This window comes from Shewanella sp. MBTL60-112-B2 (genome assembly GCF_019655055.1).
GTDB lineage: Bacteria > Pseudomonadota > Gammaproteobacteria > Enterobacterales > Shewanellaceae > Shewanella.
In genome coordinates, this window is the sequence record NZ_BPFA01000003.1 from 36,974 (window position 1) to 63,484 (window position 26,511).

The 26,511-nt window shown below is 46.1% G+C and carries 22 protein-coding genes and 1 riboswitch; of the genes, 15 read left to right on the plus strand and 7 right to left on the minus strand.

Annotated elements, in window-relative coordinates:
* Window positions 1-374 precede the first annotated feature (374 nt).
* Together K5Q73_RS02575 and K5Q73_RS02580 are read right to left on the minus strand one after the other, a co-directional pair.
* Window positions 375-1,745 carry a sodium:alanine symporter family protein gene (locus K5Q73_RS02575; protein WP_220759087.1) on the minus strand — a complete coding sequence of 457 codons (1,371 nt, stop codon included), beginning with the start codon at window positions 1,743-1,745 and terminating at the stop codon, window positions 375-377.
* Between the two features lie 211 nt (window positions 1,746-1,956).
* A riboswitch (glycine riboswitch) is annotated at window positions 1,957-2,101 on the minus strand.
* A 408-nt stretch (window positions 2,102-2,509) separates the two neighbouring features.
* Window positions 2,510-3,214, minus strand: coding sequence for a DUF3581 domain-containing protein (locus tag K5Q73_RS02580; protein WP_220759086.1), 705 nt, complete (start codon window positions 3,212-3,214; stop codon window positions 2,510-2,512).
* A 340-nt stretch (window positions 3,215-3,554) separates the two neighbouring features.
* Between K5Q73_RS02580 and K5Q73_RS02585 the strand changes: the two genes are divergently transcribed.
* The 6 genes from K5Q73_RS02585 (at window position 3,555) to K5Q73_RS02610 (ending at window position 10,076) form a co-directional block, all read left to right on the plus strand.
* Window positions 3,555-4,727, plus strand: a complete 1,173-nt coding sequence (locus K5Q73_RS02585) for a porin (RefSeq protein WP_220759085.1) — start codon at window positions 3,555-3,557, stop codon at window positions 4,725-4,727.
* A gap of 207 nt (window positions 4,728-4,934) precedes the next feature.
* A complete protein-coding gene (locus K5Q73_RS02590) occupies window positions 4,935-5,456 on the plus strand; it encodes an FMN-binding protein (RefSeq protein ID WP_220759084.1) in 522 nt (173 codons plus the stop codon).
* Between the two features lie 237 nt (window positions 5,457-5,693).
* Window positions 5,694-6,449 carry a hypothetical protein gene (locus K5Q73_RS02595; RefSeq protein WP_220759083.1) on the plus strand — a complete coding sequence of 252 codons (756 nt, stop codon included), beginning with the start codon at window positions 5,694-5,696 and terminating at the stop codon, window positions 6,447-6,449.
* A gap of 493 nt (window positions 6,450-6,942) precedes the next feature.
* Window positions 6,943-7,716 (plus strand): PepSY-associated TM helix domain-containing protein, encoded by a 774-nt coding sequence (locus K5Q73_RS02600; RefSeq protein ID WP_220759082.1) that lies wholly within the window; start codon window positions 6,943-6,945, stop codon window positions 7,714-7,716.
* A gap of 369 nt (window positions 7,717-8,085) precedes the next feature.
* Entirely contained in the window at window positions 8,086-8,514 is a 429-nt protein-coding gene (locus tag K5Q73_RS02605) for a GNAT family N-acetyltransferase (RefSeq protein WP_220759081.1), read from the plus strand.
* 365 nt (window positions 8,515-8,879) lie between these two features.
* Complete coding sequence (locus K5Q73_RS02610) at window positions 8,880-10,076, plus strand: sugar transporter (protein ID WP_259650684.1); 1,197 nt, start codon at window positions 8,880-8,882, stop codon at window positions 10,074-10,076.
* A gap of 138 nt (window positions 10,077-10,214) precedes the next feature.
* Here the strand turns inward: K5Q73_RS02610 and K5Q73_RS02615 are convergent, their stop codons facing one another.
* The 3 genes from K5Q73_RS02615 to hrpB all read right to left on the minus strand — a co-directional run bounded on the left by K5Q73_RS02615 (window position 10,215) and on the right by hrpB (window position 15,773).
* Complete coding sequence (locus tag K5Q73_RS02615) at window positions 10,215-10,670, minus strand: hypothetical protein (RefSeq protein ID WP_220759080.1); 456 nt, start codon at window positions 10,668-10,670, stop codon at window positions 10,215-10,217.
* 177 nt (window positions 10,671-10,847) lie between these two features.
* Window positions 10,848-13,208: a penicillin-binding protein 1B gene (mrcB, locus tag K5Q73_RS02620; protein ID WP_220759079.1), complete on the minus strand. Its 2,361-nt coding sequence runs from the start codon at window positions 13,206-13,208 to the stop codon at window positions 10,848-10,850.
* 24 nt (window positions 13,209-13,232) lie between these two features.
* Window positions 13,233-15,773, minus strand: coding sequence for an ATP-dependent helicase HrpB (gene hrpB / locus K5Q73_RS02625; protein WP_220759078.1), 2,541 nt, complete (start codon window positions 15,771-15,773; stop codon window positions 13,233-13,235).
* Between the two features lie 179 nt (window positions 15,774-15,952).
* Here hrpB and thpR point away from each other — a divergent pair, with 179 nt between their 5' ends.
* A complete protein-coding gene (thpR, locus tag K5Q73_RS02630; RefSeq protein ID WP_220759077.1) occupies window positions 15,953-16,474 on the plus strand; it encodes an RNA 2',3'-cyclic phosphodiesterase in 522 nt (173 codons plus the stop codon).
* Between the two features lie 150 nt (window positions 16,475-16,624).
* On the plus strand, window positions 16,625-16,936 hold the full coding sequence (locus K5Q73_RS02635; RefSeq protein WP_220759076.1) for a hypothetical protein: 312 nt from the start codon (window positions 16,625-16,627) through the stop codon (window positions 16,934-16,936).
* A gap of 286 nt (window positions 16,937-17,222) precedes the next feature.
* Here the strand turns inward: K5Q73_RS02635 and K5Q73_RS02640 are convergent, their stop codons facing one another.
* Together K5Q73_RS02640 and pepB are read right to left on the minus strand one after the other, a co-directional pair.
* Complete coding sequence (locus tag K5Q73_RS02640) at window positions 17,223-18,236, minus strand: winged helix-turn-helix domain-containing protein (RefSeq protein WP_220759075.1); 1,014 nt, start codon at window positions 18,234-18,236, stop codon at window positions 17,223-17,225.
* Between the two features lie 305 nt (window positions 18,237-18,541).
* Window positions 18,542-19,819: an aminopeptidase PepB gene (gene pepB, locus K5Q73_RS02645; protein ID WP_220759074.1), complete on the minus strand. Its 1,278-nt coding sequence runs from the start codon at window positions 19,817-19,819 to the stop codon at window positions 18,542-18,544.
* 307 nt (window positions 19,820-20,126) lie between these two features.
* On the opposite strand from pepB, the gene sfsA reads away from it, so the two are divergent.
* The 7 genes from sfsA to panC all read left to right on the plus strand — a co-directional run bounded on the left by sfsA (window position 20,127) and on the right by panC (window position 26,196).
* The gene (sfsA, locus tag K5Q73_RS02650; protein ID WP_220759073.1) at window positions 20,127-20,831 is read left to right on the plus strand and encodes a DNA/RNA nuclease SfsA; all 705 of its coding nucleotides are present in this window, start codon (window positions 20,127-20,129) and stop codon (window positions 20,829-20,831) included.
* A gap of 158 nt (window positions 20,832-20,989) precedes the next feature.
* Window positions 20,990-21,433 (plus strand): RNA polymerase-binding protein DksA, encoded by a 444-nt coding sequence (gene dksA / locus K5Q73_RS02655; RefSeq protein ID WP_220759072.1) that lies wholly within the window; start codon window positions 20,990-20,992, stop codon window positions 21,431-21,433.
* Between the two features lie 58 nt (window positions 21,434-21,491).
* Complete coding sequence (gene gluQRS, locus K5Q73_RS02660; RefSeq protein WP_220759071.1) at window positions 21,492-22,370, plus strand: tRNA glutamyl-Q(34) synthetase GluQRS; 879 nt, start codon at window positions 21,492-21,494, stop codon at window positions 22,368-22,370.
* 180 nt (window positions 22,371-22,550) lie between these two features.
* Window positions 22,551-23,855, plus strand: coding sequence for a polynucleotide adenylyltransferase PcnB (gene pcnB / locus K5Q73_RS02665; protein ID WP_220759070.1), 1,305 nt, complete (start codon window positions 22,551-22,553; stop codon window positions 23,853-23,855).
* The gene (folK, locus tag K5Q73_RS02670) at window positions 23,855-24,349 is read left to right on the plus strand and encodes a 2-amino-4-hydroxy-6-hydroxymethyldihydropteridine diphosphokinase (protein WP_220759069.1); all 495 of its coding nucleotides are present in this window, start codon (window positions 23,855-23,857) and stop codon (window positions 24,347-24,349) included. Before pcnB ends, folK begins: the two co-directional genes overlap by 1 nt.
* Window positions 24,350-24,479: 130 nt before the next feature.
* Window positions 24,480-25,274, plus strand: coding sequence for a 3-methyl-2-oxobutanoate hydroxymethyltransferase (gene panB, locus K5Q73_RS02675; RefSeq protein WP_220759068.1), 795 nt, complete (start codon window positions 24,480-24,482; stop codon window positions 25,272-25,274).
* A gap of 70 nt (window positions 25,275-25,344) precedes the next feature.
* Window positions 25,345-26,196, plus strand: coding sequence for a pantoate--beta-alanine ligase (gene panC / locus K5Q73_RS02680; RefSeq protein WP_220759067.1), 852 nt, complete (start codon window positions 25,345-25,347; stop codon window positions 26,194-26,196).
* Window positions 26,197-26,511: the final 315 nt, after the last annotated feature.

A 26,511-nucleotide genomic window follows, 5' to 3' on the forward strand; every position in this document is an offset into this window, starting at 1 on the left:
TAAAAATGTCAGGTCTAATTTTAGGTCTAGTGTTAGGTCTAATGTCAGGCCTAATATTAGAGCTATAAAAAATTTTGATGGTCACTAAATTAAAGGAAAGCACAGCGCTTGGCAATTATGCCTAAGTGACTAAAGCGGCGGTTTCTGTGACCAAATATCAGAAGCGAGATCATACGCCATTTTTAGACAGATAGATGCTCAATCAATCGGCAGTTAACAAGCGACTCTGTTGAAAGAAAACTTAAACCTCTTGCGGTAATAACCTAATAAAAAGCCCGCCTCAAAAATGATGGGCGGGCTTATTTTTCATCTAGCCGATGTTAAATAAAAGCAAACCATTTACGCTCCACGCTTGCATGCATAAGCATGAGAGCTTAAGCCAACGAGCTTCGAGTCGCTAAGGCTTGTTGCTTAGCAAAATACTTGCGGGTCTCTTTCAATATCACGTGTCTAAGACCAATAATCGCAATCAGGTTAGGAATTGCCATCAAGCCGTTAACGGTATCGGCCAACATCCAGATTAGATCTAGGTGAATAAATGCGCCGCCGGCAATTAACCCTAAGAAGATAAATTGATAAACTCTAATGCCGTTATCACCCAAACGATTACCCGTTAGGTAATACCAACAACGCTCACCGTAATAATGCCAGCCTAAAATGGTAGTGAAAGCAAAACACACTAGCGCAATGGTCACTACATATTGGCCAATAATCGCCGAACCACTAGCCGCAAACGCCGCGCTAGTCATAGCCGCACCAGCAGTATCACCACTCCACACGCCAGTAATAATCAGTACCAAACCTGTCATGGTACAAATCAAAATCGTATCGAAGAAGGTGCCTGTCATGCTCACTAGACCTTGTTCAACCGGCTCATTGGTCTTAGCTGCTGCGGCGGCAATTGGCGCGCTACCTAGGCCAGACTCATTAGAGAATACGCCGCGAGCAATACCAATTTGCAATGCTTGAGCAACGGTTGCACCAAGGAAGCCACCAGCGGCAGAAATAGGCGTAAAGGCTGAGTGAATGACCAACTCAAATGCAGGCAGGATCTGATCGCTAAAGGTAAATAACACCCACATACAGGCAAGCACGTAACCCAAAGCCATGGTTGGCACTAGTTTTTGCGCCACGTTAGCAATGCGCTTTACGCCGCCTAATGTCACTGCGGCTACCATCAAGGTCAGTACGACTGCGGTCACCCAAGATGGGATCTCAAAGGCAATAGTCATGGCATCGCTAATGGCGTTAACCTGAGCAAAGGTACCAATACCGAAAAATGCGACACCGACGCCAAACACTGCAAAGATTTTAGCCAACCACTTAAGGCCTAAGCCGCGCTCGATGTAATACATAGGGCCACCGGCAATATTACCTTTGGCATCTGTGGTGCGATACTTTACCGCCAGCATACATTCAGCGTACTTAGTCGCCATACCAAAAAAGGCCGCTAACCACATCCAAAATAGTGCCCCTGGGCCACCTATTTTAATTGCGGTAGCCACACCGACAATGTTACCGGTACCAATAGTGGCCGACAACGCAGTACAAAGCGCCGCAAATGATGATAAGTCGCCCTTACCGCTCGCAGGTTTAAACAGTAAACCCAGCGCCATAGGCAGCTTAAAGACTTGAATAAGTTTTAGTCGAACAGTGAGATATAGGCCGGTTCCAACCAATAAGCATAGGGTGATTGGTCCCCAAACAATGGCATTGATATCGGCTAAAAGCGCGTGAAAATTCATGGTATTCCTCGAGTATTAAACAACAAAACTCTCTAATAAGAGTTATTAATAATCGGAGGAGGAAAAGAAATGGCTGTTGCAGATCACTGACGTGTGCAACGAGCAATTGAGTCGACCTATCACGTAACTAAACGTAACTTAGGTAGAAAAAAGGCGCAGCGACAAACGACAGTGACTTTATGCAGTTATCGTTAAAATAACTGACACAGTCATCCTCTCCTCTGTCCTTTTGCCTGAGCGTTTCGCGTAATCTCATAGCTGGGTTTAATCGCTGAGTTTACACTTTCGCCTTCGGCGCTGTGTGACGATTAAGCTTCGAACACTTAATTGCTCACAGTCTCTCCAGAGGCTCGTCCAGTAACAGTCCTCACCACTAAGTGGCACCTGAAAGAGTGCTTTGCTTGGCTTAAAGCCTAACAAAGTTGCCTCGTCGGTGTGGGGTTACTCCCCACTCTCCTGCTACCTTCATCCGAACGGATCCCCAATCCTTATCTAACCATTAGGGCTAGCAAGTGATAGGGACAGATAGAATGCGCTCTCAACGCGCTTGCAGCAAGTGAACTCAGTCACATTTTTAACGTTAACCGTTCATTCGAACACTTTTATCTCAAGTTGGTGTAATTTTGTTCTAAATCACAAAACTCAAAATCAGCCACTTAAAGTAAAGAATCCACCTTCTGGAGAAACTGGCTTAGAGCTGAAAACAAAAAACCGCTCAAGCAAACTGCTCAAACGGCTTTATTTCGTCAAATAAAACTTATTGACTAACTAAATGCGATTCTACGACTTTCATAGGCATCGAACATCTGCTGTGCAGGCTCATCTTCATAGGGGCGCAGACCACTCATGACCAAGGTTTTGACCCCAGTACCAACAACCGTATCACCACTCAGTAGCTCGAAGGTTAAGATCACATCACCACGTTTACCTTCGATTTCTAGTTCTTGCTTAACCAGAGACAAGCTCACCTCGTTAAAATCCAAGGTAGTTAAATCAAACGACATGCTCTCGTAGATCACTAAAGGACGCGCTGGATTAATCATCATCTGACGCTGCTTCATCATAGGCACTAAAATGTGCATGAAGTTTAAGCCAGAGAAAGCCACATACTTACGAATAAATGATTCGATTTGAGTCTCACAATGACGCACATCACCGCTGCGGTGCACCTGAAGATAACACTTATCTTTGTCATCACGGATATCAAAATCTTCCGCAACAGAATCAGGAAACTGCAATTTAACACCATCGCCGACCATGCCTGCGAAGTTAAAAGTCATTTTCTGGCTTAAGCCATACTCGTTAAGAACGAGGGCAAAAAGTAGATCTCCAGGCACACAAAAGCGCTTGGCTGCCACATCGTGAATAGGGTTGAAGTCATGGGCGACGACTTTGGCAAAATCACTCGCCTGCTGAGGAGTGATGGATACAGATTGGTTTTCTTTTTTAAAATAAGAACTTAGAAACATATTCACTCAAACATCTTGTTAACCATAAAAATGACCCGACAGTGTATACCAAGATTCAGTTTTGACTCACCCGATGACTTAGGCCAGCCCTATAACCAATTTAACGTCTCATGTAAATAAAGCCGCATCTAATCTCCACCTTTAAATAATCACGCTAAACATATGAATTAGAAGTAAAACAAAGATAAAACCACTCATAAATTGCAAAATAGTAGCCACAAAAAACTTACAAACCTTGATCTTAATCTAAATTTAAATGAGAATAATTTGCATTATGATAAGCGATTGATACAATCCGCCACAAATAAAACGCATTGATTTAACATTAGGGAATGAATTCATGAAAAAAACCTTACTTGCCACGGCGCTAGTTGGCATGTTCGCATCTCAAGGTGCTGTCGCCGCTGATGATTCTGCCGAATTACGTAAAATTATTGAGCAACAACAGAAAGTGCTTCAAGATCTAGAAAAGCGTCTAGATGAAACAGAAATGCGCGTTGAGAAGACTGCTGACGTTGTTGAAGAATCGGCAAGTGAGTCTAAGAGTTCGACGACTATCGGTGGTTATGGTGAACTTCACTACAACAACATCACTGATAACAAGACAGGCAAAGATAAGAAAGCCATCGATTTTCACCGTTTTGTATTGTTCTTCGGCCATGAGTTTACCGAAAACACTCGTTTCTTCTCTGAGGTTGAAATTGAGCACGCACTTTCAGGTGACGATAAGCCAGGTGAAGTCGAGCTAGAACAAGCTTATATCGAACACGATTTCAATGAGATGTTTACCGGTAAAGCGGGTCTCTTCCTAGTACCAGTCGGTATTATTAACGAAACTCACGAGCCACCAACTTTCTACGGTGTAGAGCGCAACCCTGTTGAGAAAAACATCTTACCTGCCACTTGGTGGGAAGCCGGTGCGGCACTTAATGTTAAAGCCTCTCCAGGTTTGGCTTTCGACGGTGCAATCACGTCAGGTCTTAAGGTAGATGAGACTTATAACATTCGCGGCGGTCGTCAAAAAGTGGCTAAAGCTGACGCGTCAGATCTTGCTTACACTGCTCGTGTTAAATACACAGGCGTAACAGGGTTAGAGCTAGCGGCAACAGCACAATATCAGTCAGATTTAACTCAAAGCAAAGCGGGTGTCGATACGGCTTCTGCAACCTTGCTAACTGCACACGCAATCTACTCTATCCAAAGCTTCACGGTTAAAGCGCTTTACGCTCAGTGGGATATTGACGGTAAAGAAGCTGAAGCACTAGGTCGTGATGAGCAAAACGGTTGGTATATTGAGCCGTCTTACCGCATCAACGAAAGCTTTGGTGTATTTGCTCGCTACAATGAGTACGACAACAATGCTGGTAACAGCGATGACACTAAAGTTGAGCAAACCAATGTAGGTATCAACTACTGGTTGCACGAGAACGTGGTATTTAAAGCTGACTATGAAAAAGTGGGCGGTGCTAAAGACGCTGACGGCTTTAACTTAGGCGTGGGTTACCAGTTCTAAGACAAGCTTTAAATCAGAGCTTTACGTTAGAGCTAAGAGTATATGCATGAGTATCGTATGAGTTTAGTACGCACTTAGCATTAAGATGAGTGCCCTAAGGGCACTCATTTATTTCCCGAGCCAGCAAGGCTCTAGTCATGACATTAACACTGTCACATTAACACTGTCACATTAACACTGTCACATTAACACTATGAAACTACCGCTATGAAGCTAGCCATTGCCATCATCACCCTTAGCTTATCGCTATTTACTAGCGTGGCGAATGCCCGTGGTACTTATCAAACTCCCGAGGAATTTATCACTCAGGCTTTTAACACCCCTCCGCCTAAATCTAAGGTTTTATGGATTAATGACGAAACCAAGGATGTTATAGAGTCGATACTCGCCCATAGCTTCAGGAAGATGCGTCTACGTTATTGGCAACAAGAGAATGAAAGCATATGGATCATGGATGAGATCGGTAAAGAAGCCCCTATAACTGTAGGGATCCACGTAAAAGATAAGGCAATCTCTCAGACTAAGGTATTGGTTTATAGAGAAAGTCGCGGCGATGAAGTTAGACACGACTTTTTTACCGACCAGTTTAAATCAGCCAAGCTCACCCCAGAACTCAAACTCGATACCCATATCGACGGTATTACAGGTGCCACACTTTCAGTTAGGGCGCTGACAAAACTGTCACGCATCGCTCTGTATTTAGATCAGCAGGTCACTGCGAGCAACTAAGCACTAATGACAAGGGATGACTAACCACGAATTACTAAGCACAGAATCTGCCGACAGCCACAGGTTTTACAGTTTTAGCCTTGCTAGTTTACATTAATGCTTACTGATATTTATCATCTTACAGCCCAGAAAAACATCATAGTCACGCTAATACCACATCAATGAAAATATCACTATTAGCACCAAGATAAACAATGCTAGATTGTCGTTATCGTTTGTTGTCAGGGTCGTCGATTAATGAATGCAAAAATCAAACTCGTAGTAGCAGGCTTGTTATGCCTCAATGTCAGTGGTTGTGAATATATCGACAATATTTTACACCCAGATGATGGTAGCGGTGAGGTAATCGTTGACGATAACTTCAGGGCTCACGCTCTACAACTGGGTTTATCTGAAGCTAGCATCATACGTTTATGTACAGCTACAGATAAAATCCGCGCAAACTGCATTAGCAAATTTAACGAAATAACCAATCAGCAAGAAGTGAGAGTTGAATATACTTTCAATGATGTGATCCAAAAAAATAACTACGCCAAAAGCACTAGCGCAAGCCGGGTTATTTTTAAGCTACCAGCAGACAACGCCACCGCCACGATTAGCTTTGAAAACAGCCGAACTTATCAGTTCAACGATGGCTTTCAATACACTTGGCAAGAGCCTGGCGATTTTACCACTGCAGACATTGCCAATGACGCTGAGGAGTCAATTTCCAAACTGGAAAATGTATCTGTAACCACGCGTTTATCTGACTCCAAGCTATCAAATATATCTACCGCATCAATGAGTAATAATGATTACTCGTTAACAGGCGCACAAGATCTAATAAATGCTGCCAGCACCATGCTATTCCCGGAGTTAATCGTTAGTGTCACCAGTAGTGATTTAACCGAGCCTACAGATGCATCATTTGCTATGTTTACTGCAGGCCATAGCGCAATCTTTGCTAATTACTCTACAACTTTCGCAACCGCGATAGAAGAAAGCTGGTTTTAACTTGCAGGCATAGAAGACACAGCGCTATGCCATTTGACCGAGCCTGCTGGTACAGCAATTACGATGTTTACTGCAGGTCATAGTGCTATGATTTTTGCTAATTACTCTACAACTTTCGCAACCGCGATAGAAGAAAGCTGGTTTTAACTAGCCGACTGAATAACGTATTAGCTTATTATTTCTATAGTTCAGCTTTTGAATAGGCCGCATTTAGCCTGGCCTATTCGCTTCAACTCCATCCAGTTCTACGCCCCACACTCTTTATGCTGTTTTTTGAGAAGTAAAACACGTCAAAAACGAAACAATCCCGTTAGGAATAACATTTAACTATTCAGTAGTCGCATCTGTTGCTGTAAAGTAAATGAGCTGCATTCGCATTTAACGTCTTAACTGATATTCCTCAACGATGAATTCAGCGATGCGTCTTAAGCAATGAGTGTTAAGCAACGCTATGACAACCGATTAAAACAACTAGAAGGTCAATAGACCCCAAATGACCCGTAAACACCCAAGCCTTAGAGTAAAATTACTGCGTCAACTACGACCTTGGCACCGCCGCATCGGCATTGCCTCTACCTTGTTAGTGATTTTTATCGCCATAACTGGCGTGTTAATTAATCACAGTAATCACCTGTCTCTTGATACTGCCCATGTTAAGCAGGCGTGGTTACTGGATTACTATGGTATTAAAGCGCCAACCGATATAGCTCTTTATCAAACCAATTCTCAGACACTGCTCAGTACAGCCAACCAGCTTTGGCTAAATGATAAATTAGCCTTCGAGGCTAACGGTTCTATTTTAGCCGCCACCACACATAAAGAGATGATAGTCGCCATCGATAGTCAGCATCTCTACCTGCTCTCTCCTCAGGGAGAGCTGTTCGAGACTCAAAGCCTTGCCACAGGCCTACCGAAAGACATAGAAGCCATTGGCCAAACCGGCCAGCTTTGGCTTAAAACCGCGACGGGCTTATATCTCGCCGATAGCGATCTTATCGAATGGACAGCCACTCAACCTTATGTGGCCATAGACTGGATTAAGCCTGTAGAAAGCACTAAAACCGCAGAGTTTGCTCAACAAATGAGAGCGAGTCATTTAACTTGGGAGCGGGTATTACTCGATCTTCATAGCGGCCGTTTCTTTGGCTCCCTAGGCCCTTGGCTGATGGATTTAGTGGCATTGAGTTTATTGATTATGGCGTTTACAGGATGTTATATCTGGTTACAGCAAAAACCGCCTAGAACAAGGAAAGGTCCTAGGTCTTAGGTGTTAGGTCTTAGGGAAAGCAGGTCCTAGGTTCTAGGAAAGGCAGGAAAAGCAAAGACGGAAAAGCTGAGACGGAAAAGCAAGAAAGGTAGTGATTTTTTGCTTTTGCTTTTCCTAGCAGGGCGTAGCCCGTCCTAGAAGCTAGGATCTGATGTTTAAAGCCCAACCTACATCACTTACACACCTTTGATTGTATAGCGCTCTAGCCGCGAAGCGTCCTCGCAGCGAGGTTACGAGTGCTCTAGGCTTTTAGCTTTTAGCTTTTAGCTCTGAGGAAACGTAAAGGCGACGCAGGCCAAGACCGAGAAGGCCGAGTAAAGCCGGATATGGGTCGATAAAACAATAAAACAATTAAACATGGAAGCTAAGATGAACATAGATGTGATCCACGAAGAAGCTCCGTCCGTGTTTGATGCCTTGGTCGAGGGTGTTAGACAACACAACTTTGCCCATATGGGTGTTGAAACCTCTAAGCCTCTATCGGTTGTCGCCCACGACTCTAGTGATAGTAGTGGCAGCGGCAAACTGATTGGTGGCGTCGCAGGGCGCACTATTTACGACAACTTTTTGATTAACGTGCTGTGGGTCGATGAAAGCGTGCGAGGTACCGGCCTAGGTAGAGAATTAATGCAACTTGCAGAAATAGAAGCTAAAAGCCGCGGCTGTACTATGGCGCAAGTCGATACCCTCTCCTTTCAGGCTCCCGTTTTTTATCAAAAGCTAGGCTTTGAAATTATTGGCACTGTACCTAGCACTGCGAAAAGCCCCGAACGTTATTTTTTATTGAAGAGGTTTTAAAATAAGGTTCTAGGAAAGCAGGTTTTAGGTCCTAGGAAGAGCAAAGGCGGGATAAGCTGAGACGGTACTAGCAGAGCCGAACGGCCTAGGCCTAGGGAACGTGACTGCGTCACTTACCGAGCGCTGCGCTTAGAGATAAAGCGGAAAGCGGCATAAAGTAGTGATTCTTTGTTTTTTCTTTTGTTTTTTCTAGCAGGGCTTTAGCCCGTCCTCGAAGCGAAGCGCCCTAGGGTCTAGCCCCTTCTTTTAAAACTGCTTCCCTGCTCACAAATCAAACATTTTTCATGCTAGCTATTACTTCCTATCTCGCCAAAAATCCGATTTAGGCGTAGACTTGCCGCCCTTTTAAATTTGATTTATTCCCGATGAAACCAGACCTGATGAAACAGCGCCTTATCGCATGGGCACCAGTGTGGTTACTGGCTCTAACTGCCTTCGTTTTTGTCTCTACTGAGTTTGTACCTGTAGGCCTCTTAGCGGCTCTTGGCCAAAGTTTTAATATGAGCGCAGTTGCTATCGGCCCCATGCTCACAGTATATGCCGCCGTGGTGGCACTGGCCTCTTTGCCTGCAGTGCTGCTGTTTGCTCACTTTGAACGAAAGAAGCTGCTGCTCGGCTTAATGTCGGTATTTATCATCAGCCATGGGATCTGCGTTTGGTCTCCGACTTATGAGATCTTACTCGCTGGCCGCACCGGTATCGCCTTAACACATGCGCTATTTTGGGCTATCGCTCCGGCATTAGTGGTGCGCTTAGCCCCACAGGGACAAGGCGCAAAGGCACTGAGCATATTCGCCACAGGTTGTGTGCTGGCCTTAGTATTAGGTATTCCTCTGGGCCGCGTTATCGGGCAATTAATCGGTTGGCGTAGCATTTTTGGCTTAATCGGCTTGCTCACTTTGGCGATGATGTTACTGCTATGGCGCGGTCTGCCAAACTTACCTGCAACCCATGGTGGTAGCTGGCGAAGCCTACCTGCACTTGCAAGCAACAAAGCCTTGTTATGGTTGTACCTGCTGACAATGACACTCGTAACTGCGCATTACAGTGTTTACACTTATCTTGAGCCTCTGCTTCAGGAGCATTTTGGCTATTCTGCCAATATCACTACCATGATCTTGCTGATCTTTGGCGCTGCCGGCTTAATTGGCAGTCTTTTGTTTAGCCGTTATCAAGCGCGCTATGCTCAACACTTGCTGATGCTAGCGATAGCAACGCTCGGTAGCTGCATGGCTATGCTGCCGTTTATCGCCAATCAACTTTGGCTGTTAGTACCACTGTGCATCTTATGGGGTACAGGCATGATGTTGATGTGCCTTTCTTTGCAATCCAAAGCACTCAAGCTTGCACCTGAAGCGACCGATGTGGCCATGGCTATCTATTCTGGATTATTTAATGTGGGAATTGGCAGCGGTGCGCTGCTAGGCAGTATTGTTGCCGCCCAATATGGAGTTCAACAAAACGGCAACTGGGCAAGCCTATTGATACTGCTCGCTTTAGTACCACTATTCTTTTTACTTCGAGCGCGCCGAGCAGCACTGAAGGTCACCAATACCATTTAACTTATTCACATAGCGGCCACTTTTTAAGCCGCTATGCATTAAGATAAAGTGCATGAAGCTAAAGTATATTAATCTTGGCTGCGAAACTCTTTATTAAGAATTTCGCAGCGAATGTAGCTCTGTGTGCCACAGTTTCTATTAGATCCCTCTTCCAGGAAATGCGACTCTAGAGAAAGGCCAGCTATCGGCCAGCCACTCTATAACGGTTTGATAAAGTACAGCATCTAACTCGATGCAGTCGTCTCTGATCCATAAATGCACTTCGCTATCATAGTTAGCAGAGCAGCTAGGATCTATGTATATCGAGCCTAGGCACTTATCTTTCGCTTTGTTAAACACCGAGTAGGCAAATGCTTCGCGAGAGTCAAACTCGCGTTTATGCACCTGTAGGCTCAATCTGTTTTGAGCAAGCGTGAGATCGCTTCTTGGCCAATCTGAACTTGGACCAAAAATGCCTTGCAGACGTTTTTGACTAGAGGTTACCGCTTCAAAATCTTGTTCTGCGACTTGTTCTTCTAGCACTCTAAAATGAAAGTGGTTTGACTCAAAACACCGTGGCGGTTCGAAGTTATCGGCAATAAAGGGGTTATCCATGTACGTGAGGCTCCATCTTGAAACGGCCCATCCATTGTCCGAATTAGCGCCTAAATTAGCGTCAGAATTCGCTTAAAACGAGGAAACTCAATGGCCCACAAGCAATAAATCCAAGGCTTATATCGACACTATAAAAACAAACGTGAGAACAAAATGCTATCTGCTCTCGCGTTTCGATTAACCACCAATCAGCTTTTTCCACCAAGGCAGCGGCTCATCGCAGTTAACCGCCGGCTGATAGCTTTCTCTAAGGGCTGGCACCTTAACCACATTGGCACATTGCGGCTCTTCAGCCTTGCCCGTATTAGCTTCAAAGTACCCCTGTACAACGCCATCGACTGGTGCCATGCGCAGGCTTAAAGGAGCGCGGTTACTTAAGAAAGCCTGATAAACGGCCATGGCGCCACTGCTACCATAGAGCCCCGTCTTGCCGTTATCATCACGGCCTACCCAGATGGCCGCTACATTTCGCTCATCAAAACCAGCAAACCACGAGTCGCGCGAGTCATTACTGGTACCCGTCTTGCCCGCCAATGTAACATATGGGTATGAGCTACCTAAGCGTTTAGCCGTGCCAGATTCAACCACTTGAGTCATAGCATATTTAACCAGGTAATTACTGGCACTAGGGATGGCTTGACTTGCTTGCGGCCGTGATGCCGTTAGCGGCTGATTATTCGAATCCAGTACCGTAGTCACTGAATTCAAGTGGCGATAGCGACCATCATCGGCAATAGTTTGGAACACCTGCGCAACCATTAAAGGTGAGCCATTGACCGCTCCGAGTAACATAGATGGATACTCAGGGATCTTCTCGCGCCAACCTGCCTTGTCCAGCGTCGTCGCCACGCTACTCACCCCAATCGCCATACCTAGATTTACCGTCGGCACGTTCATCGACTTTTTAAATGCAGTTAACAGCGGCACCTGACCACGGAACTGCTTATCCACGTTCTGTGGCGACCAGGTCTTGCCTTGACCATTCTTAAGAGTTATCGGCTGATCTTTTAATGGCGACACCAAATTGTACTGTTCGCCTTGGTTAAGCGCGGTCGCATAGACAAATGGCTTAATTAACGAGCCTATGGGCCTGCGGATCTCTACTGCACGGTTAAAGCCCTGATAGCTTGGTACTTTATCGCCTACCATAGCAGCAATACCGGCTGAGTATTTATCGGTTAGCACCATGCCGACCTGTAAACTTTCATCATTTTTACCCAGCTGCTTTAAGGTCTTTTCAACGGCTTTCTCAGCCGCTTCTTGAGCCATAGGATCCAACGTGGTGTAAACCTTAACCCCTGATTGCTGCAGCAAGGCATCGCCGTAGCGACTGGCGAGTTCATGTTTTACCACCGAAAAGAATGCCGGCAACTTTTGATGCACTGGTTTGTTGGCTTTACGCAGCCCTAGTGGCGACTCAACTGCCGCTTGATACTGAGCCACATTTAGATCGCCCGCCTCCATAAGCAAGCGCAATACCAAGTCACGTCGTTCTTGAGCACGCTCTGGGTAACGCCACGGATTGTAGTAAGAAGGTCCCTTGATCACGGCGACCAAGAATGCCTGCTGCGGCACAGTTAATTCAGCGATCGGACGTCCAAAATAGAACTGTGAAGCCAAACCCATACCGTGTACGCCACGGGCCTTATCTTGCCCCATATATACTTCGTTGAGGTAGGCCTCTAAGATCTCATCTTTCTCGTAACGAAAATCGATAATGATCGCCATCAGTGCTTCGCGCACCTTACGGGTAATCGAACGCTCACTGGAAAGGAAGAAGTTCTTAGCTAACTGTTGTGTCAAGGTCGAGCCGCCTTGCACTGTACGCCCAGCGGAGATATTCACCATGGCTGCACGCAAAATAGCAAACGGATTGACTCCATGATGCTGATAGAAGCTGCGATCTTCAACTAAGATAAGCGCGTTAACAATCGATTTTGGCAGCTCCTTAGTCGGTACAAATAACCTGTCTTCGCCATCACCTGTGATAATTCTGTCCAGCAGCACAGGCTCAAGATGGAATACCGCTAACTGACGCTTATCGCTGTTACGGGCTACTGACACCACACCATTACTGTCGAAGGTGATCATCACTCTCTGTTCAACCTGATCCCCTTGAGGATGCAGAAATGGTCGACGCCAGAGGTCAATCTTTGTCTTCGAAGCTGAGAACTCGCCCACCTGACGTGGATTAGCAACCTTGCGGTAGCCAAGCAGCTTAAGCTCAGACATCAGTTGACCGTGGCTGACCGCGGCTCCTGGATATAGCGCCATCGAGCGACTAAACACCTGCGCTGGAAGATGCCATTTCTGACCTTCAAACTTGCGGGCAATTATCTGGTCTAGATAGATGCCATAAGACGCAACAGCCACAGCAACCACTAAGCCAAGCTTCCAGCTGATAGACCAGATCTTCTTACCCCAACTTGAAGGTGCTTTCTTCGGGGTCGACTTCTTTGCTCTCGGCTTTCTAGCCGTGGCTCTCTTTTTCGCAGGCGCTTTTTTGGTGGCCGCTTTAGGTGTAGCTTTATCTGTCATTATACTTCCGCGACGTGCTCAAGCTTATTGCGAGCTAAACGTCTTCTTTTTAGTAAATTTGGTCGGTTGAGTGTTAGCCGGATCATCAGGCCACAAATGCCTTGGGTAGCGCCCTTTCATCTCTTTCTTCACGTGCTCGTAAGGCCCTTGCCAAAAGCTTTCAAGATCGGCGGTTAACGCAAGCGGCCTATGGGCCGGAGACAATAGCTCCATGGTGACCACTAACTTGCCTTGAGCAAGCCTTGGACTCTGCTGCATTCCTAACGCCTCTTGTAGCCTCACACTTAGTAATGCTCGGCCTGTGGCATCATACTCGATTTTAACGCTAGAACCTGTGGCCATCGGCCACTTTCTTGGAAGTAAGCCTTCAAGTTGTTGCTGCAACTCCCAAGGTAAAAGATTGAGCAGCAGAGTATAACAATCTAATTGCTGCAATTGTGCAAGACTGCGCACCTCATCTAAATAAGGCGCGAGCCAGCTATCTAACTCACTTAACAAGCTGTCATTATCGAGTGCAGGCCAGCCGTATTCTGGGCAATATTGTCTGGCTAATGCCACTCGCTGCTGCAGCTGCTGACAAGCCTCATTAAAGTTCATTATTGCCAAGCCTTTAAGCCTGATTTGCTCAAGGAGTGCCTGCTTGATAAGCCGCTTATCTAGGTTATTGATAGCAGTCTTAGTGAGTAAGATCTCACCTATTTTGTGCTGTTTCTCGGCGAAGAATCGCCCCTTTACTTCATCCCAGCCAGCATAATCTTGGCTAATGACCAAAGACGTCAACTCAGAATCAAATAACTGTGGGTTTAGCTGCGCAGCTAAATACACTTTACCTTGGCTACGCCCCTCAGTTTCTTGCAGGTCTGCAACCACTAGCCAAGCTGAACCCGCTAATGCGTCGTCATTGGCCAGTTCCACGCCGCTACCGTTTGCCAGTTGATAACCACTCACTCCGCGGGCTTTAGCAATGCGGTCTGGGTAAGCAAGTGCCAGTAGCATGGCAATATCATCACTAGCGGCATTGCGAGCCACTTGGCTTAAATCAAGCTGCCCTAGAGCCGATAATCCTAAGGTATTAACCCAGTTGCGGATCTGCTTTTGCGACTCCCCCTGCAGCGCTTCGTTCAGGTATCGGCTGATATCAGCTCCCTGACGGCTACGACTTCGAGCCTCAAGGGTTCCCGCTAAGATACAGGCTAACAGTCCAAGATTAAGATCTTGATTATCCTCAGCACTTTTTTTCGCCATCAATAGCATATGCGCAAGTCTAGGGTTGCAACCTAACTTGTGCGCCTCGCGGCCATGATGAGTAATTAAGCGCGATTCATTAACCATGCCCATAACTTGAAGTAAGTGCCAACTTACATTCTCATTAGCTGCTGATGGCGCGGTGAGCATAGGTAGCTCATTGAGTGATTTAACGCCCCAAAAGGCGGCATCTAGCACCATAGATAGTAGCTCGCTATGGACTATTTCTGGCTCATCGGCTTTGAGTAAACGTCCATGCTCCTCTTGACTCCATAGTCGAGTACAAAAGCCTGCCATCAAGCGCCCTGCACGACCCGCACGCTGCGCCGCCGACGCCTGACTAATTCGTTTAAGCGATAAACGGGTCACACCGGTTTTGGGATTGAATCTGGCCTGACGTTTATAACCAGAATCGATAACTTGAGTGATGCCATCTATGGTTAAACTCGACTCGGCGACGTTCGTGGCAAGTACCACCTTACGCATTCCTTTGGCCGCGGGGGCTATCGCAAGATCTTGCGCCCTAGCACTGAGGCTGCCATATAACGGGCAAATAACATAAGCATTGGAATCGAGGCGTGAGCTGAGTATGCCGTGCAGCTTATTAATCTCGCCCTGTCCTGGCAAAAAGGCCAGCAAGGAGCCTTGGCTATGCTCACTCAGGCTCGCCACAATCACCTTCGCCATATGCTCTAACCAATGACTCTGATTGGGCACCGCGCTATAAGCGTGTTCAACAGGAAAGCTGCGGCCTTCACTTTTAAGCAGTTTAGCCTCCGGCATTAGCTCGCTCAGAGGTAAACCAGACAGAGTTGCCGACATAGCGAGGATCTTTAAGTCTTCACGAAAGCTCGCTTGGATCTCAAGCGCTAGAGCCAGACCGAGATCGGTAGTGAGATGACGCTCATGAATTTCATCGAAAATCACCATATCGATCCCCGTCAACTCTGGGTCTTGCTGGATCATTCGGGTTAACACCCCTTCGGTAACAATCTCTAAGCGAGTATTCGCCGAGACTCGGGTGTCGCCTTTAACGCGGTAACCCACCTCGCTGCCCAGCTCACAACCACGCTGTTTGGCAATATATTGCGCCACGTTACGCGCAGCTACTCGCCTAGGCTCTAGCATCAAGATTTTACCGCTGATCTCAGGCCAGTTAAGCATATCCAGTGGTAGAGCGGTCGACTTACCCGCGCCGGTCGGCGCTTCGAGGATCACCTGCGGGCAACAAGTAAATGCGTCACGCAGCGGCTGTAGCAGTGCATGTATAGGTAAAGATGTCACGAGAGGGTCTGTTACTCTTATTATCGAACATGCCATGCGCTGAGAACCTTGGGAGGTAATTACGCCCAATTAAACGCTCAAGCAAGCATGAATAAAGGTGAATCAATTGCCAACTAGTGTACTCTAAAAGTGAGCCTAAACTAATACCAATCAGTATAAACTGCTTGAAGCAGTCTTCGCGCTTACGCCGTTACGTCAAACATCAGGAGCCTAATATGCCGACTCAAACCAAGCGTGTTTTCTTAGGTTTTTCGCTGAATCAAAGCCAGACTCAAGCGGTAACCGCGATTCAGGCGCAACTTCCTAAAAACGTCCGCCTCGTGCCTAGCGCCAATTTGCATATGACCTTAGCCTTTTTAGGCGCTGCGACTCCAGCTCAGCTTACAGCACTTATCGATAAGGTTAACCGTCTACACAAACCTAAATTTAGCGTCACTCTTGATACGCTGGCCCACTGGGCTAAACCTAAAATTCTCTGCCTTAGAGGGGCTGCCTGTGATAATCGCCTACGCCAACTCGCACTCGATAGCCAAAGTCTGGCAAGCGAACTTGGCTTACATTGCAGTGAACATGACTATAATCCCCACATCACCTTGTCGCGCAAGGCCAAAGCTGAAGTAAGCGGCGTTGAGTATCAGGCCATTTTCCTGCAGCCTGAACGGTTACAGCTATTTGAATCTTATCCCGGCCCTAATGGGGTCGAATATCCAACACTTCACTCATGGGATTTGCTTTAAGTTTAGCGCCATCACAATTGCAGCTGTTCGAGTCTTATCCAGATCGCTACATTGGGGTCGAATAACCAACACTCCATTCGTGGAAACTAGGTGCTTTATAAAATCTGAGCTACCCTATGCAGCATTAAGTTCTAGCTATTTGAGATAACCATGGAAACAACCGAAATTACCAAAGCACAACTGCTTACCCTACTGACGTCTTGGAAGCTAGGCGAAATTGACAATGAAGCCCTGCAAAACTGGATGGTCACCCATTACGATCCACCAGAAGTTAAAATCGGTACCGGCGAGCCTGAATGGACTCAAGAAGCCATGAATATCGTGATGAATGAGTATGAAATTGCCAAAACTGAAAAGTTCAGACTCGATAATGCTCAGTATGCAATTGATTTTGTTAGCTGCAGTGAAAGCAACTTCAATCAAACTAAGCATCTGTTTATTCAAGATGGCTTTAGTGATTAGCTCCTAATATCAATCAGTATCAACATAAAACAGGCAAAAAAAGGCCACCTCTCTAGGTGGCTAATCGAAGAACTGTTTAAGCAATTCAGAAAACTGCGACTTATCTACAGACTGAGTTGCTAATAGAGATCAACTGGAGTCGCGACAAACTAGTGACTCCAGTTTCTAATACTAAGCTGATAAAGTGTTAATTAAGCAGCGAACCTTATTGGTATCACAAGCTCACACAATTACCCACAGACAAAATTTGAAATTATTTGAAAAGTTTTGAATTTTAATGATTTAACTAATTCTCAGCGGCTATATCAGCTAACAGCAATTGATACAGAGACTCTGAATCGACCACTACGCCTTGGCCACCACTCTCAGAAACAGCATCAACGAGTCCCGGCGACTCCACATAGGTATAGAGGTAAAAAGGCGTCTTGTTGCCCTTGGCGCGAATAGCCTGTAATAACTTTAATCCAGCTAACGAGTCCCCGTGGCGCCCCATATCAGAGATCACCGCTTGGTAATGGTACATGGACAACAACATTAAGGCCTCTTCTGAGGTTACCGTGTTATAGATGCCAATATTCTGCTGCTCTAAATAGGCTTTTTCGACTAGATTATTTTCGGGGTGATCATCGACCCACAATACGCGACCGACTGCGTTATGAGGTTCACTGTAGGCCAATTGTTTTTTGGCTTCTGAATTTGAGCCTTCTCCCAGCCAGAACTGAAAAAATAACCCCAATATCAGCAGCAATGCGATTAACGCCTTAGCCAGTAACTCCCAAACAGTAGGCTGACTAATGAGCTTTTTGGGGGCATTTTTGTCTAGTGAAGTATCCAGGCCTTGATGCGAATCTTGATTTTTTAGCGTCTCAATAACATCTCTATCGGTTTCACGCCTAACCTGACTTCGTCTTTCATTACTAATACTGTGGCTATGGCTTTCAGGTTCCGAGCTTGCTTGTCGCTCTAGCTCTATTTCGGTCTTAGCAAAAAGCTGCTTACCAAGTTGATGCTCTAAACGATAACCGCGACCGTGAACGGTCTGGATAAGCGGCCCTTGATAGCCTGCCTTACAGAAAAGCTTACGTGTATCAGACACTAGCTTAGATAAGGACATATCAGATACGACCGTGTCTTGCCAGATGAGGTCTAAACACTCTTGTTTACTGCAGTGATCGGGGTAGCGCTCTGCCAACATAACCAACAGAGTCATATTCCGCTCGTCGATAGCAAGACAATCCCCATCAACGTTCAGTTCTAATGTTTCACTGTCTATGGAGAATTCACTAAAACTTAGCTGCATGTACACAAGCCCTTAATTGGCGAAGAAACATGCACGTATAATGCATTAAAACTCACCTTTGAGTAAACAGTGATGAGGTCGAATCAGTCTAGATAGCGATACACGCCTTAACTTATCTCAGGACGGGACAAACTGTGGACAAGAAAAAGCCCCGCTATCGCGAGGCTTATTGCTATAAGCGGACTGAGACTATTCTAGCCTGCTTGCCCAAACTTAAATATTGGCCATTTGTATTAGCTTTGTTTACTAAACATCTATTTCAGGCTTTTATATCAGGCTTTAGTCTTGGTTATTAGCACTTGTTATTAGTCTTCTAATAGACCAGCGATAGTTAATACGCCGTGAGTCGTCGCGCCTGGAGACCAAAGATGATCTCCAGCATCTGAAAACGCAGAGGCTAAATCAATATGTAACCAGTTAGCCTGTGGGGCAACAAAACGCCATAGGAAGCCTGCAGCATTAGATGCACCGCCAGCTCCGCCGCCTTTCATCGGACGACTGTTTGCCGTATCGGCATAGGCACTTGGGCAGTTATCTTTATGCCAAGGATCCAGTGGTAGCGGCCAAACACGCTCACCCACTGCCATTGCTTTTTGTTGCGCCAGCGCTAGCATCTCAGGCTTAGGTGAGAAAATAGCGTTGTAGTTAGTACCTACAGCCATAACTGCTGCGCCCGTTAGGGTCGCTGCGTCGATAATCACTGGCGCGCCTGTTTCTGAGGCAGCTTGTAAACCATCGGCCAGTACCAAGCGACCTTCGGCATCTGTATTGACCACTTCTACTGTAACGCCATTCTTATATTTCAGAATGTCACCAAGCTTGTAAGCATGACCACTGATGAGGTTTTCCGCACAGCATAAGAACAATTTAACTCGCTTGTTAAGGCCTGACTTCATTGCAAGGCCTAAAGCCGCAGTCACTGTAGCCGCGCCGCCCATGTCACACTTCATCCCAAGCATGCCTTCTGAGCCTTTAATACTATATCCGCCAGAGTCAAAGGTGATCCCTTTGCCTACTAGGGCAACAGAGACATCGGCGTCACTCGCTAATGGGTTAAAGTCTAACTCAAGCAGCGCAGGTGGACGCTCACTGCCGCGGCCAACAGCATGAATGCCAATCCACTTCTCTGCTAATAGCGCTTCGCCTTCAATAATGCGATAGCTCACCTTGTCACCGCCGATATCGCTAAGCCATTTAGCTGCTTGAGTCGCAAGCGCTACTGGTGATAAGTTTTCAGGGGTTTCATTAATCAGCTGACGGGCAAATGTCGCGCTTTCAAGACGGCTCGCTAACAACGCTTTAGTTGCGTCGTCGCCAGTCCACTCAATAATTGGTGTGGTAAGCGCTGTGGCAAACCCTTGTGCAAAAGCCCACTGCAGATCTAAGCTCCATAGCTCACCAGTAAGGGCTACTTTAGTCACGCCTTGCAGTTCTAACTTACGTGCCGCTTGCTGTACATGCAGCAAAGCATCGCCCTCTATCATATGAATAGAGGCGAACTCCCCTTGAAAGGTCACATCTGCTCTGCCCCAATGAGCTGCAGCAGGTTCGTTAGTTAGTGTCACTTTCATAAAATCCGTCATGCTAGGTCCTTATTATATAAATCGATGTCGCCAATAACCGCAGCTTACCGCCGCTATTATCCACAACCAGCCTATTTTTAGTGCAAGCAGTCTACTGGATCCCTGACCATATCTAAAGACGATAGTCATAACAGCAAGACTATAATAGTGGCAGTATTTTGAGACAGGTAATTAAGCGCCCCTTGATATCGCTCTGTTTTGCTCGATGTCATCAGCCTTGTGCTAATTAAAGCTGCAGCAAACACTTGCCACAGCTGAGGCAAATTTTGCTAACCTAGGCGCAAAGCAGGTCAACACAGACATTTATATGGAATTTAGTCCCTCTTTCGAAACTGGCGTGTTAATCCAACGCTATAAACGCTTTTTAACTGATATCACCTTAGACAATGGCGAACAGGTCACCATTCATTGCCCTAATACTGGATCGATGAAAAACTGCTTATTTCCCGGTGAGAAAGTCTGGTTCTCTACCTCTGATAATCCTAAACGTAAATACAGCCGCACCTGGGAGTTAGCCCAAACCCCTGAAGGCCACATCGTTGGTATCAATACCGGTCGAGCCAATGCGCTGGCAGAAGAAGCCATTCAAGCAGGGGTCATCACCGAATTACAAGGCTATGATTCTCTACGCCGAGAAGTGAAATACGGCAGTGAAAACAGTCGTATCGATATATTGCTTGAGGATACAAAAAAGCCTAACTGCTATATAGAAGTCAAAAGTTGTACTTTATTAGAAGAAGGGCAAGGCTATTTCCCAGACGCCGTGACAGCTCGAGGGCAAAAACATCTTCGCGAACTTATGGAAATGGTAGAGCAAGGCCATCGCGCCGTATTGCTATTTGTTGTTCAGCATTCGGGCATAAACAGTGTTCAAGCTGCTGCGCATATCGATGCCGAGTATGCCGAGTTACTTAGCAAGGCATATCGCAAAGGTGTCGAGATAATAGCCTACTGCACCGACTCATCGCCTTCGGGAGCAAGTCTGGTTAAATCCTGTCCGGTTAGGCTTTAAATCAAAAGATAGGGTTGAAATTGTTCGTAATAGCGGACATAGTCAAAGAATAGACCCCGATTAACACAAATTATTTGCCTAGTATAAAGCTTTCTGGTATAGATAGCGGCCGTTATTTAAGACGCCCTACAACGCAAATGATTAACAGGAGATGCGTTATGCCAGAAGGCACTAGAAAACTTGGCGTGCTCGCTATCGCAGGTGTAGATCCTTACCAGGAAAAACCAGGTGAGGAGTACATGAACGAGGCTCAATTGGGTCACTTTAAGAAGATTCTTGAAGCATGGCGTAACCAATTGCGCGAAGAAGTTGATCGCACTCTGAATCACATGCAAGACGAGGCTGCCAATTTCCCTGATCCTGTCGATCGTGCAGCTCAGGAAGAAGAGTTCAGCTTAGAATTACGTGCTCGTGATAGAGAGCGTAAGCTAATTAAGAAAATCGAAAAGACAATGCAAAAGATTGAAGAAGACGATTTTGGCTTCTGTGAATCTTGTGGTATCGAAATCGGTATTCGTCGATTAGAAGCACGTCCAACAGCCGATCAGTGTATCGATTGTAAAACGTTAGCTGAAATCAAAGAAAAGCAGATGGCAGGCTAAATGCCATCTTAAGGTGCGGAGCTTTTAGCTCCGCTCTTTTGTTTTACGACTGCTATAAATGGCTAATACGACTCCATATATAGGCCGCTTTGCGCCTTCCCCATCTGGTCCTCTTCATTTTGGTTCATTGATTGCTGCCCTCGGCAGTTTTTTGCGTGCCCGCTCTTTAGGTGGTAAATGGTTGCTTCGTATCGAAGATATCGATCCGCCACGTGAAATTGCAGGAGCCAGCAGTGCCATTTTGAAAACCCTTGAAGCCTATGGTTTAGAGTGGGATGACTCTGTGCTCTATCAGAGCCAACGACTTGATGTATATCAAGCTCGAATTGAGCAATTACTGCAAGATAATCAAGCCTATTATTGCCAATGCACCCGCAAGCAGATCCAAGCCATGGGCGGCAGTTACGATGGCCGTTGCGGTCAGTTATTACAGCCACTCAGCCAAGGGGCTATTCGAGTACGCAATCCATTTGCCGTCGAGCATTTTGTTGACCAACATATGGGGCGAGTATCTGTCGATAGCGCATTTGCTGCAGAAGACTTTATCATCAAGCGCAGTGATGGCTTATATGCTTATCAGCTCGCTGTGGTGCTAGATGATATTTATCAGCAAATTACCGAAGTCGTTAGAGGTTGTGATCTACTTGAGCCTACTTGTCGTCAAGAAAGCTTATATCAGATCTTAAAAGCACCAGCACCAAAGTGGCTGCACCTACCGTTGGCCTGTGCCGAAAAAGGTAGAAAGTTATCTAAGCAGAATCATGCAGCTGCAATCGATAACCAGTATCCGCAAGCCAGTATTAACGCTGCTTTAGGCTTCTTAGGTCAACAGCCTGTGACAGCTGAATCTCAGGTCAGCAAGATGATTGAACAGGCCGTGAGTCAATTTGATCTCTCCAAGGTACCTAAGCAATCGGAAATACTCCTTGATACGTGAGCTCAATCGTATACTCATTAAGCTTTAATTGAGTTATCATAGCCCACTTGTTTTTACCCAAATTAAGATCCAAATCAGAGGTGTCCCATTTTTCGCCGTATTAGCCAATTCTGTAAACAGCTTTTTGAAGACAGTCCAAAAGCTGAAGAACACACACAGACAGGTCTTAGTTTAGAGGTCGTGCCTAGAAATGCGCACGCAATTTCTCGCAGACAGATCAGTGAAAATGCGATCAAAGTACTCTATAGACTACATAAGTCAGGCTTTAAAGCTTACTTAGTCGGTGGCGGTGTACGCGATATCTTATTGGGTTTACAACCGAAAGATTTCGATGTCGTAACCAATGCAACGCCTGAAGAGATTAAGCGCCTGTTCCGCAACTGCCGACTCGTTGGCCGTCGCTTCCGTCTTGCTCATATCGTTTTTGGACGCGATGTGATTGAAGTTGCAACTCTGCGTGGCCACCACGTCGATAGCGGTGAAAAAATCTCTAAGACCAATGAATCCGGTCGACTACTGCGTGACAATGTCTACGGCAGCATCGATGAAGATGCCGAACGTCGTGACTTTACCGTTAACGCCCTATATTACGATATTAGTGATTTCTCTATTCACAGCTATGGCGGTGGATTACAAGATTTAGAAAACCGTACCATTCGTTTGATTGGCGACCCAGAAACTCGCTATCGCGAAGATCCTGTGCGTATGCTTCGTGCAGTGCGTTTCGCGACAAAGCTTGGGATGAGCATTGAACCCAAGGCAGCCGAGCCAATTAAAGGCCTCGCGCATCTACTTAAAGATATTCCTGCCGCGCGTATGTATGAAGAAGTATTGAAGCTGTTTTTCGCAGGAAAAGCGCTTGAAAACTACCATATGCTTCGAGAGTTTGGTTTGTTTGAGCCGCTATTCCCTCAAGTCGAAGCGTTGTTAAAAGAATATCCAAACGGTGAAACCTCGAAGTTATTGCAAGAGATGATGGCAAATACTGATGAGCGCGTTGCGCAAGATAAGCCGGTTACACCAGCCTTCTTCTATGCTGCACTACTTTGGTACCCATTGAGTCAGCGTGCAGACGATATCGCACTAGAGAGTGGTCTCAGCTCTTACGACGCTTATAATGCCGCCATGGGTGATGTTATGGAGCAGCAATGTCGAACCATTAGTGTTCCACGCCGCTTCAGCACTATCAGTAAAGATATTTGGCAGCTACAACTTAGGTTCGATCGAAACAAAGGCACCAAGGCCTTTAGATTTATCGAACACCCTAAGTTTAGAGCCGCGTACGATCTGTTATTACTCCGCGCCCATGCCGAAGGTGGTGTTTTGGCTAAGAGTGCTGCATGGTGGAAGAGCTTTGTCGAAGGCAATGAAGATCAACGCAATGTAATTGCTCGCTCAGCCAATAAAGGCGGCCGAAACCGCAGCTCGAACCAACGTCGCCGCCGTAAGCCAAGCGCTAACTCGGCACCAAAATCTGCAGAATAATGGCGCAAGTCTATGTCGCCTTGGGCGCTAACTTAGCCGACCCAATTAGCCAACTCAATAATGCCTGTGATGCATTGTTGAGTTTGGCGAATGCTGATTCCTTTAGTGTTTCTTCCTATTATCGTTCCGCCCCTATGGGTGACGTCGAGCAGCCTGACTATGTCAATGCAGTTGCAGGCTTTCAGACTGACCTCGCACCGATTGAGCTACTCGATGCCTTGCAGAGTATTGAAAATCTGCAAGGGCGTGTTAGAGAGTTACGCTGGGGACCAAGAACACTCGATTTAGATCTATTGCTTTATGACAAGCAGTTTATCGATACCCCTCGCCTAACTGTGCCCCATTATGGGATGCGTGAGCGCAGCTTTGTATTGGTGCCGCTTGCCGATATTGCACCTGAGCTTATCTTGCCGGACAATACTCCGCTTTCAAGTTTGCTCAACGACTCTTTAAGAGCCGAGCTAGTGTTAGCTCATGCTGCGACTGCTGAATAAGTGACATTCAGCCGTTGCGATTTTCTGTTAGTATAATCGCATCCGTTTTTAAAGGTTTAACACCGAGAGCATGGAAGTGAGCCTAGTTGGCCTATAACCACTTCACAAATTGGGTTAGAAAGTTACCATTATGTCCAAAATTACAAGTTCTACACTACGTACCTTCAAGCAAGAAGGTAAGAAGTTCACCGCATTAACCGCCTATGACGCCAGCTTTGCCGGCGCGTTCGACAGTGAAGGCATTGACGTGCTACTCGTCGGCGATTCTATGGGAATGGTACTGCAAGGACATAGCGATACCCTGCCAGTGACCGTCGACGATATTGCCTATCACACACGTTGCGTTCGTCGCGGCATTGAGCGCGCTCTGTTGATCGCCGATATGCCATTTATGAGCTACGCAACTCCAGAGCAAACCATGATTAACGCCACCACGCTGATGCAAGCAGGTGCAAACATGGTTAAAGTTGAAGGCGGTAAATGGTTACTCGAAAGTGTAGCTATGCTGACAGAGCGTGGCATCCCGGTCTGCGCCCACTTAGGTTTAACGCCTCAGTCTGTACACGTTTTCGGTGGCTTTAAAGTGCAAGGTCGCGATGCCGACAATGCTCAGAGAATTCTTGATGAAGCCAAGGCACTAGAAGCTGCTGGGGCTCAATTGTTAGTGGTTGAGTGCATACCTGCCCCCTTAGCCAAAGCGATTACCGAAGCCTTGAGCATTCCCGTTATTGGTATTGGTGCCGGTAAAGATACCGACGGCCAGATCCTAGTCATGCACGATGTACTTGGGATCTCTAGCGGCTATATTCCGCGTTTTTCTAAAAACTATCTCAAGCAGACAGGTGAGATCCGCGCCGCCGTTCGAGCCTATATAGATGAAGTGGCCGAAGGGACTTTCCCTGGCAGCGAGCACACCTTTAATTAATTTCTAATCACACGCTCTCGACCTATGAGTTGAGAGCCATTTTTACATTGAGTACCAGAGCTGTAAAACCATGATCACGACTCAATCAATCTCTGAAATCCGCAAACAAGTAAGCGCATGGCGACTAAAAGGCGAGACCGTTGCTTTTGTCCCAACCATGGGTAACTTGCATTTAGGTCATATCACTTTAGTTAAAGAAGCAAAGACGCGTGCCGATCACGTAGTGTCCTCTATCTTTGTTAATCCGATGCAGTTTGGTCAAAATGAAGATCTTGATGCTTATCCAAGAACCTTAGCCGATGATCAGGCTGCACTCACTGCAGCTGGCGCCGAGTTACTTTTCACCCCAACACCTGACATCATCTACCCTAAAGGCATGGATGCACAAACCTTTGTTGAAGTGCCAAGTATTTCTGATGAACTCTGTGGCGCCAGTCGTCCAGGTCACTTCAGAGGCGTTGCAACCATAGTCTGCAAGCTGTTCAACATAGTACAGCCTGACATTGCAGTTTTTGGCCAAAAAGACTTTCAGCAGCTACTCGTGATCCGCACCATGGTGGAAGATTTATCGATGCCAATTGAGATTATCGGTGTCGAGACAATACGTGAAATATCAGGCCTTGCCATGAGTTCTCGCAATGGCTACCTAAGTGCAGAGCAAAAAGAGCAGGCTTCGCAAATAAAGCGCACCTTAGATGGCATGGCTGTATCACTTAAGGCGGGCTTACTGATTGAAGATGTGGTCGCCAAGGCGCAAACAGAACTGCAGCATGTCGGCTTTAAAAACGATTATCTCGATGTTAGAAACGCCAACACTTTTGCCATCGCGACGGCTGCAGACAAAGAGTTGGTCATTTTAGTCGCCGCCTATATGGGCTCGACACGACTTATTGACAATATAGTAGTTAAATTAGCAGACTAAGATTAACTCTTGCGCGAAAAATCAATTTTAAGGCTATTTAGCGTTCGAAATTTAAACGGCTCAAAACAGTGTTTTGAGCCGTTTTTTATTGTCTTCTCAATGATATAAATCAGCAGATTAACTCGCCCGCTTCTCGCCTATATATATGAGTTAACAACACTTTTAAAGTGCAATTATTTAGTGTCAAAAAACTGGTGTTCTGTATCAACTTAAGCCATAGTGTGCACTGTTGTTAAATATTTAACATTCTTATTAACCATAAACAGAATGTGACGGTTCCTCGATAGCAATTTACTACTATAAACCAAGTACTTT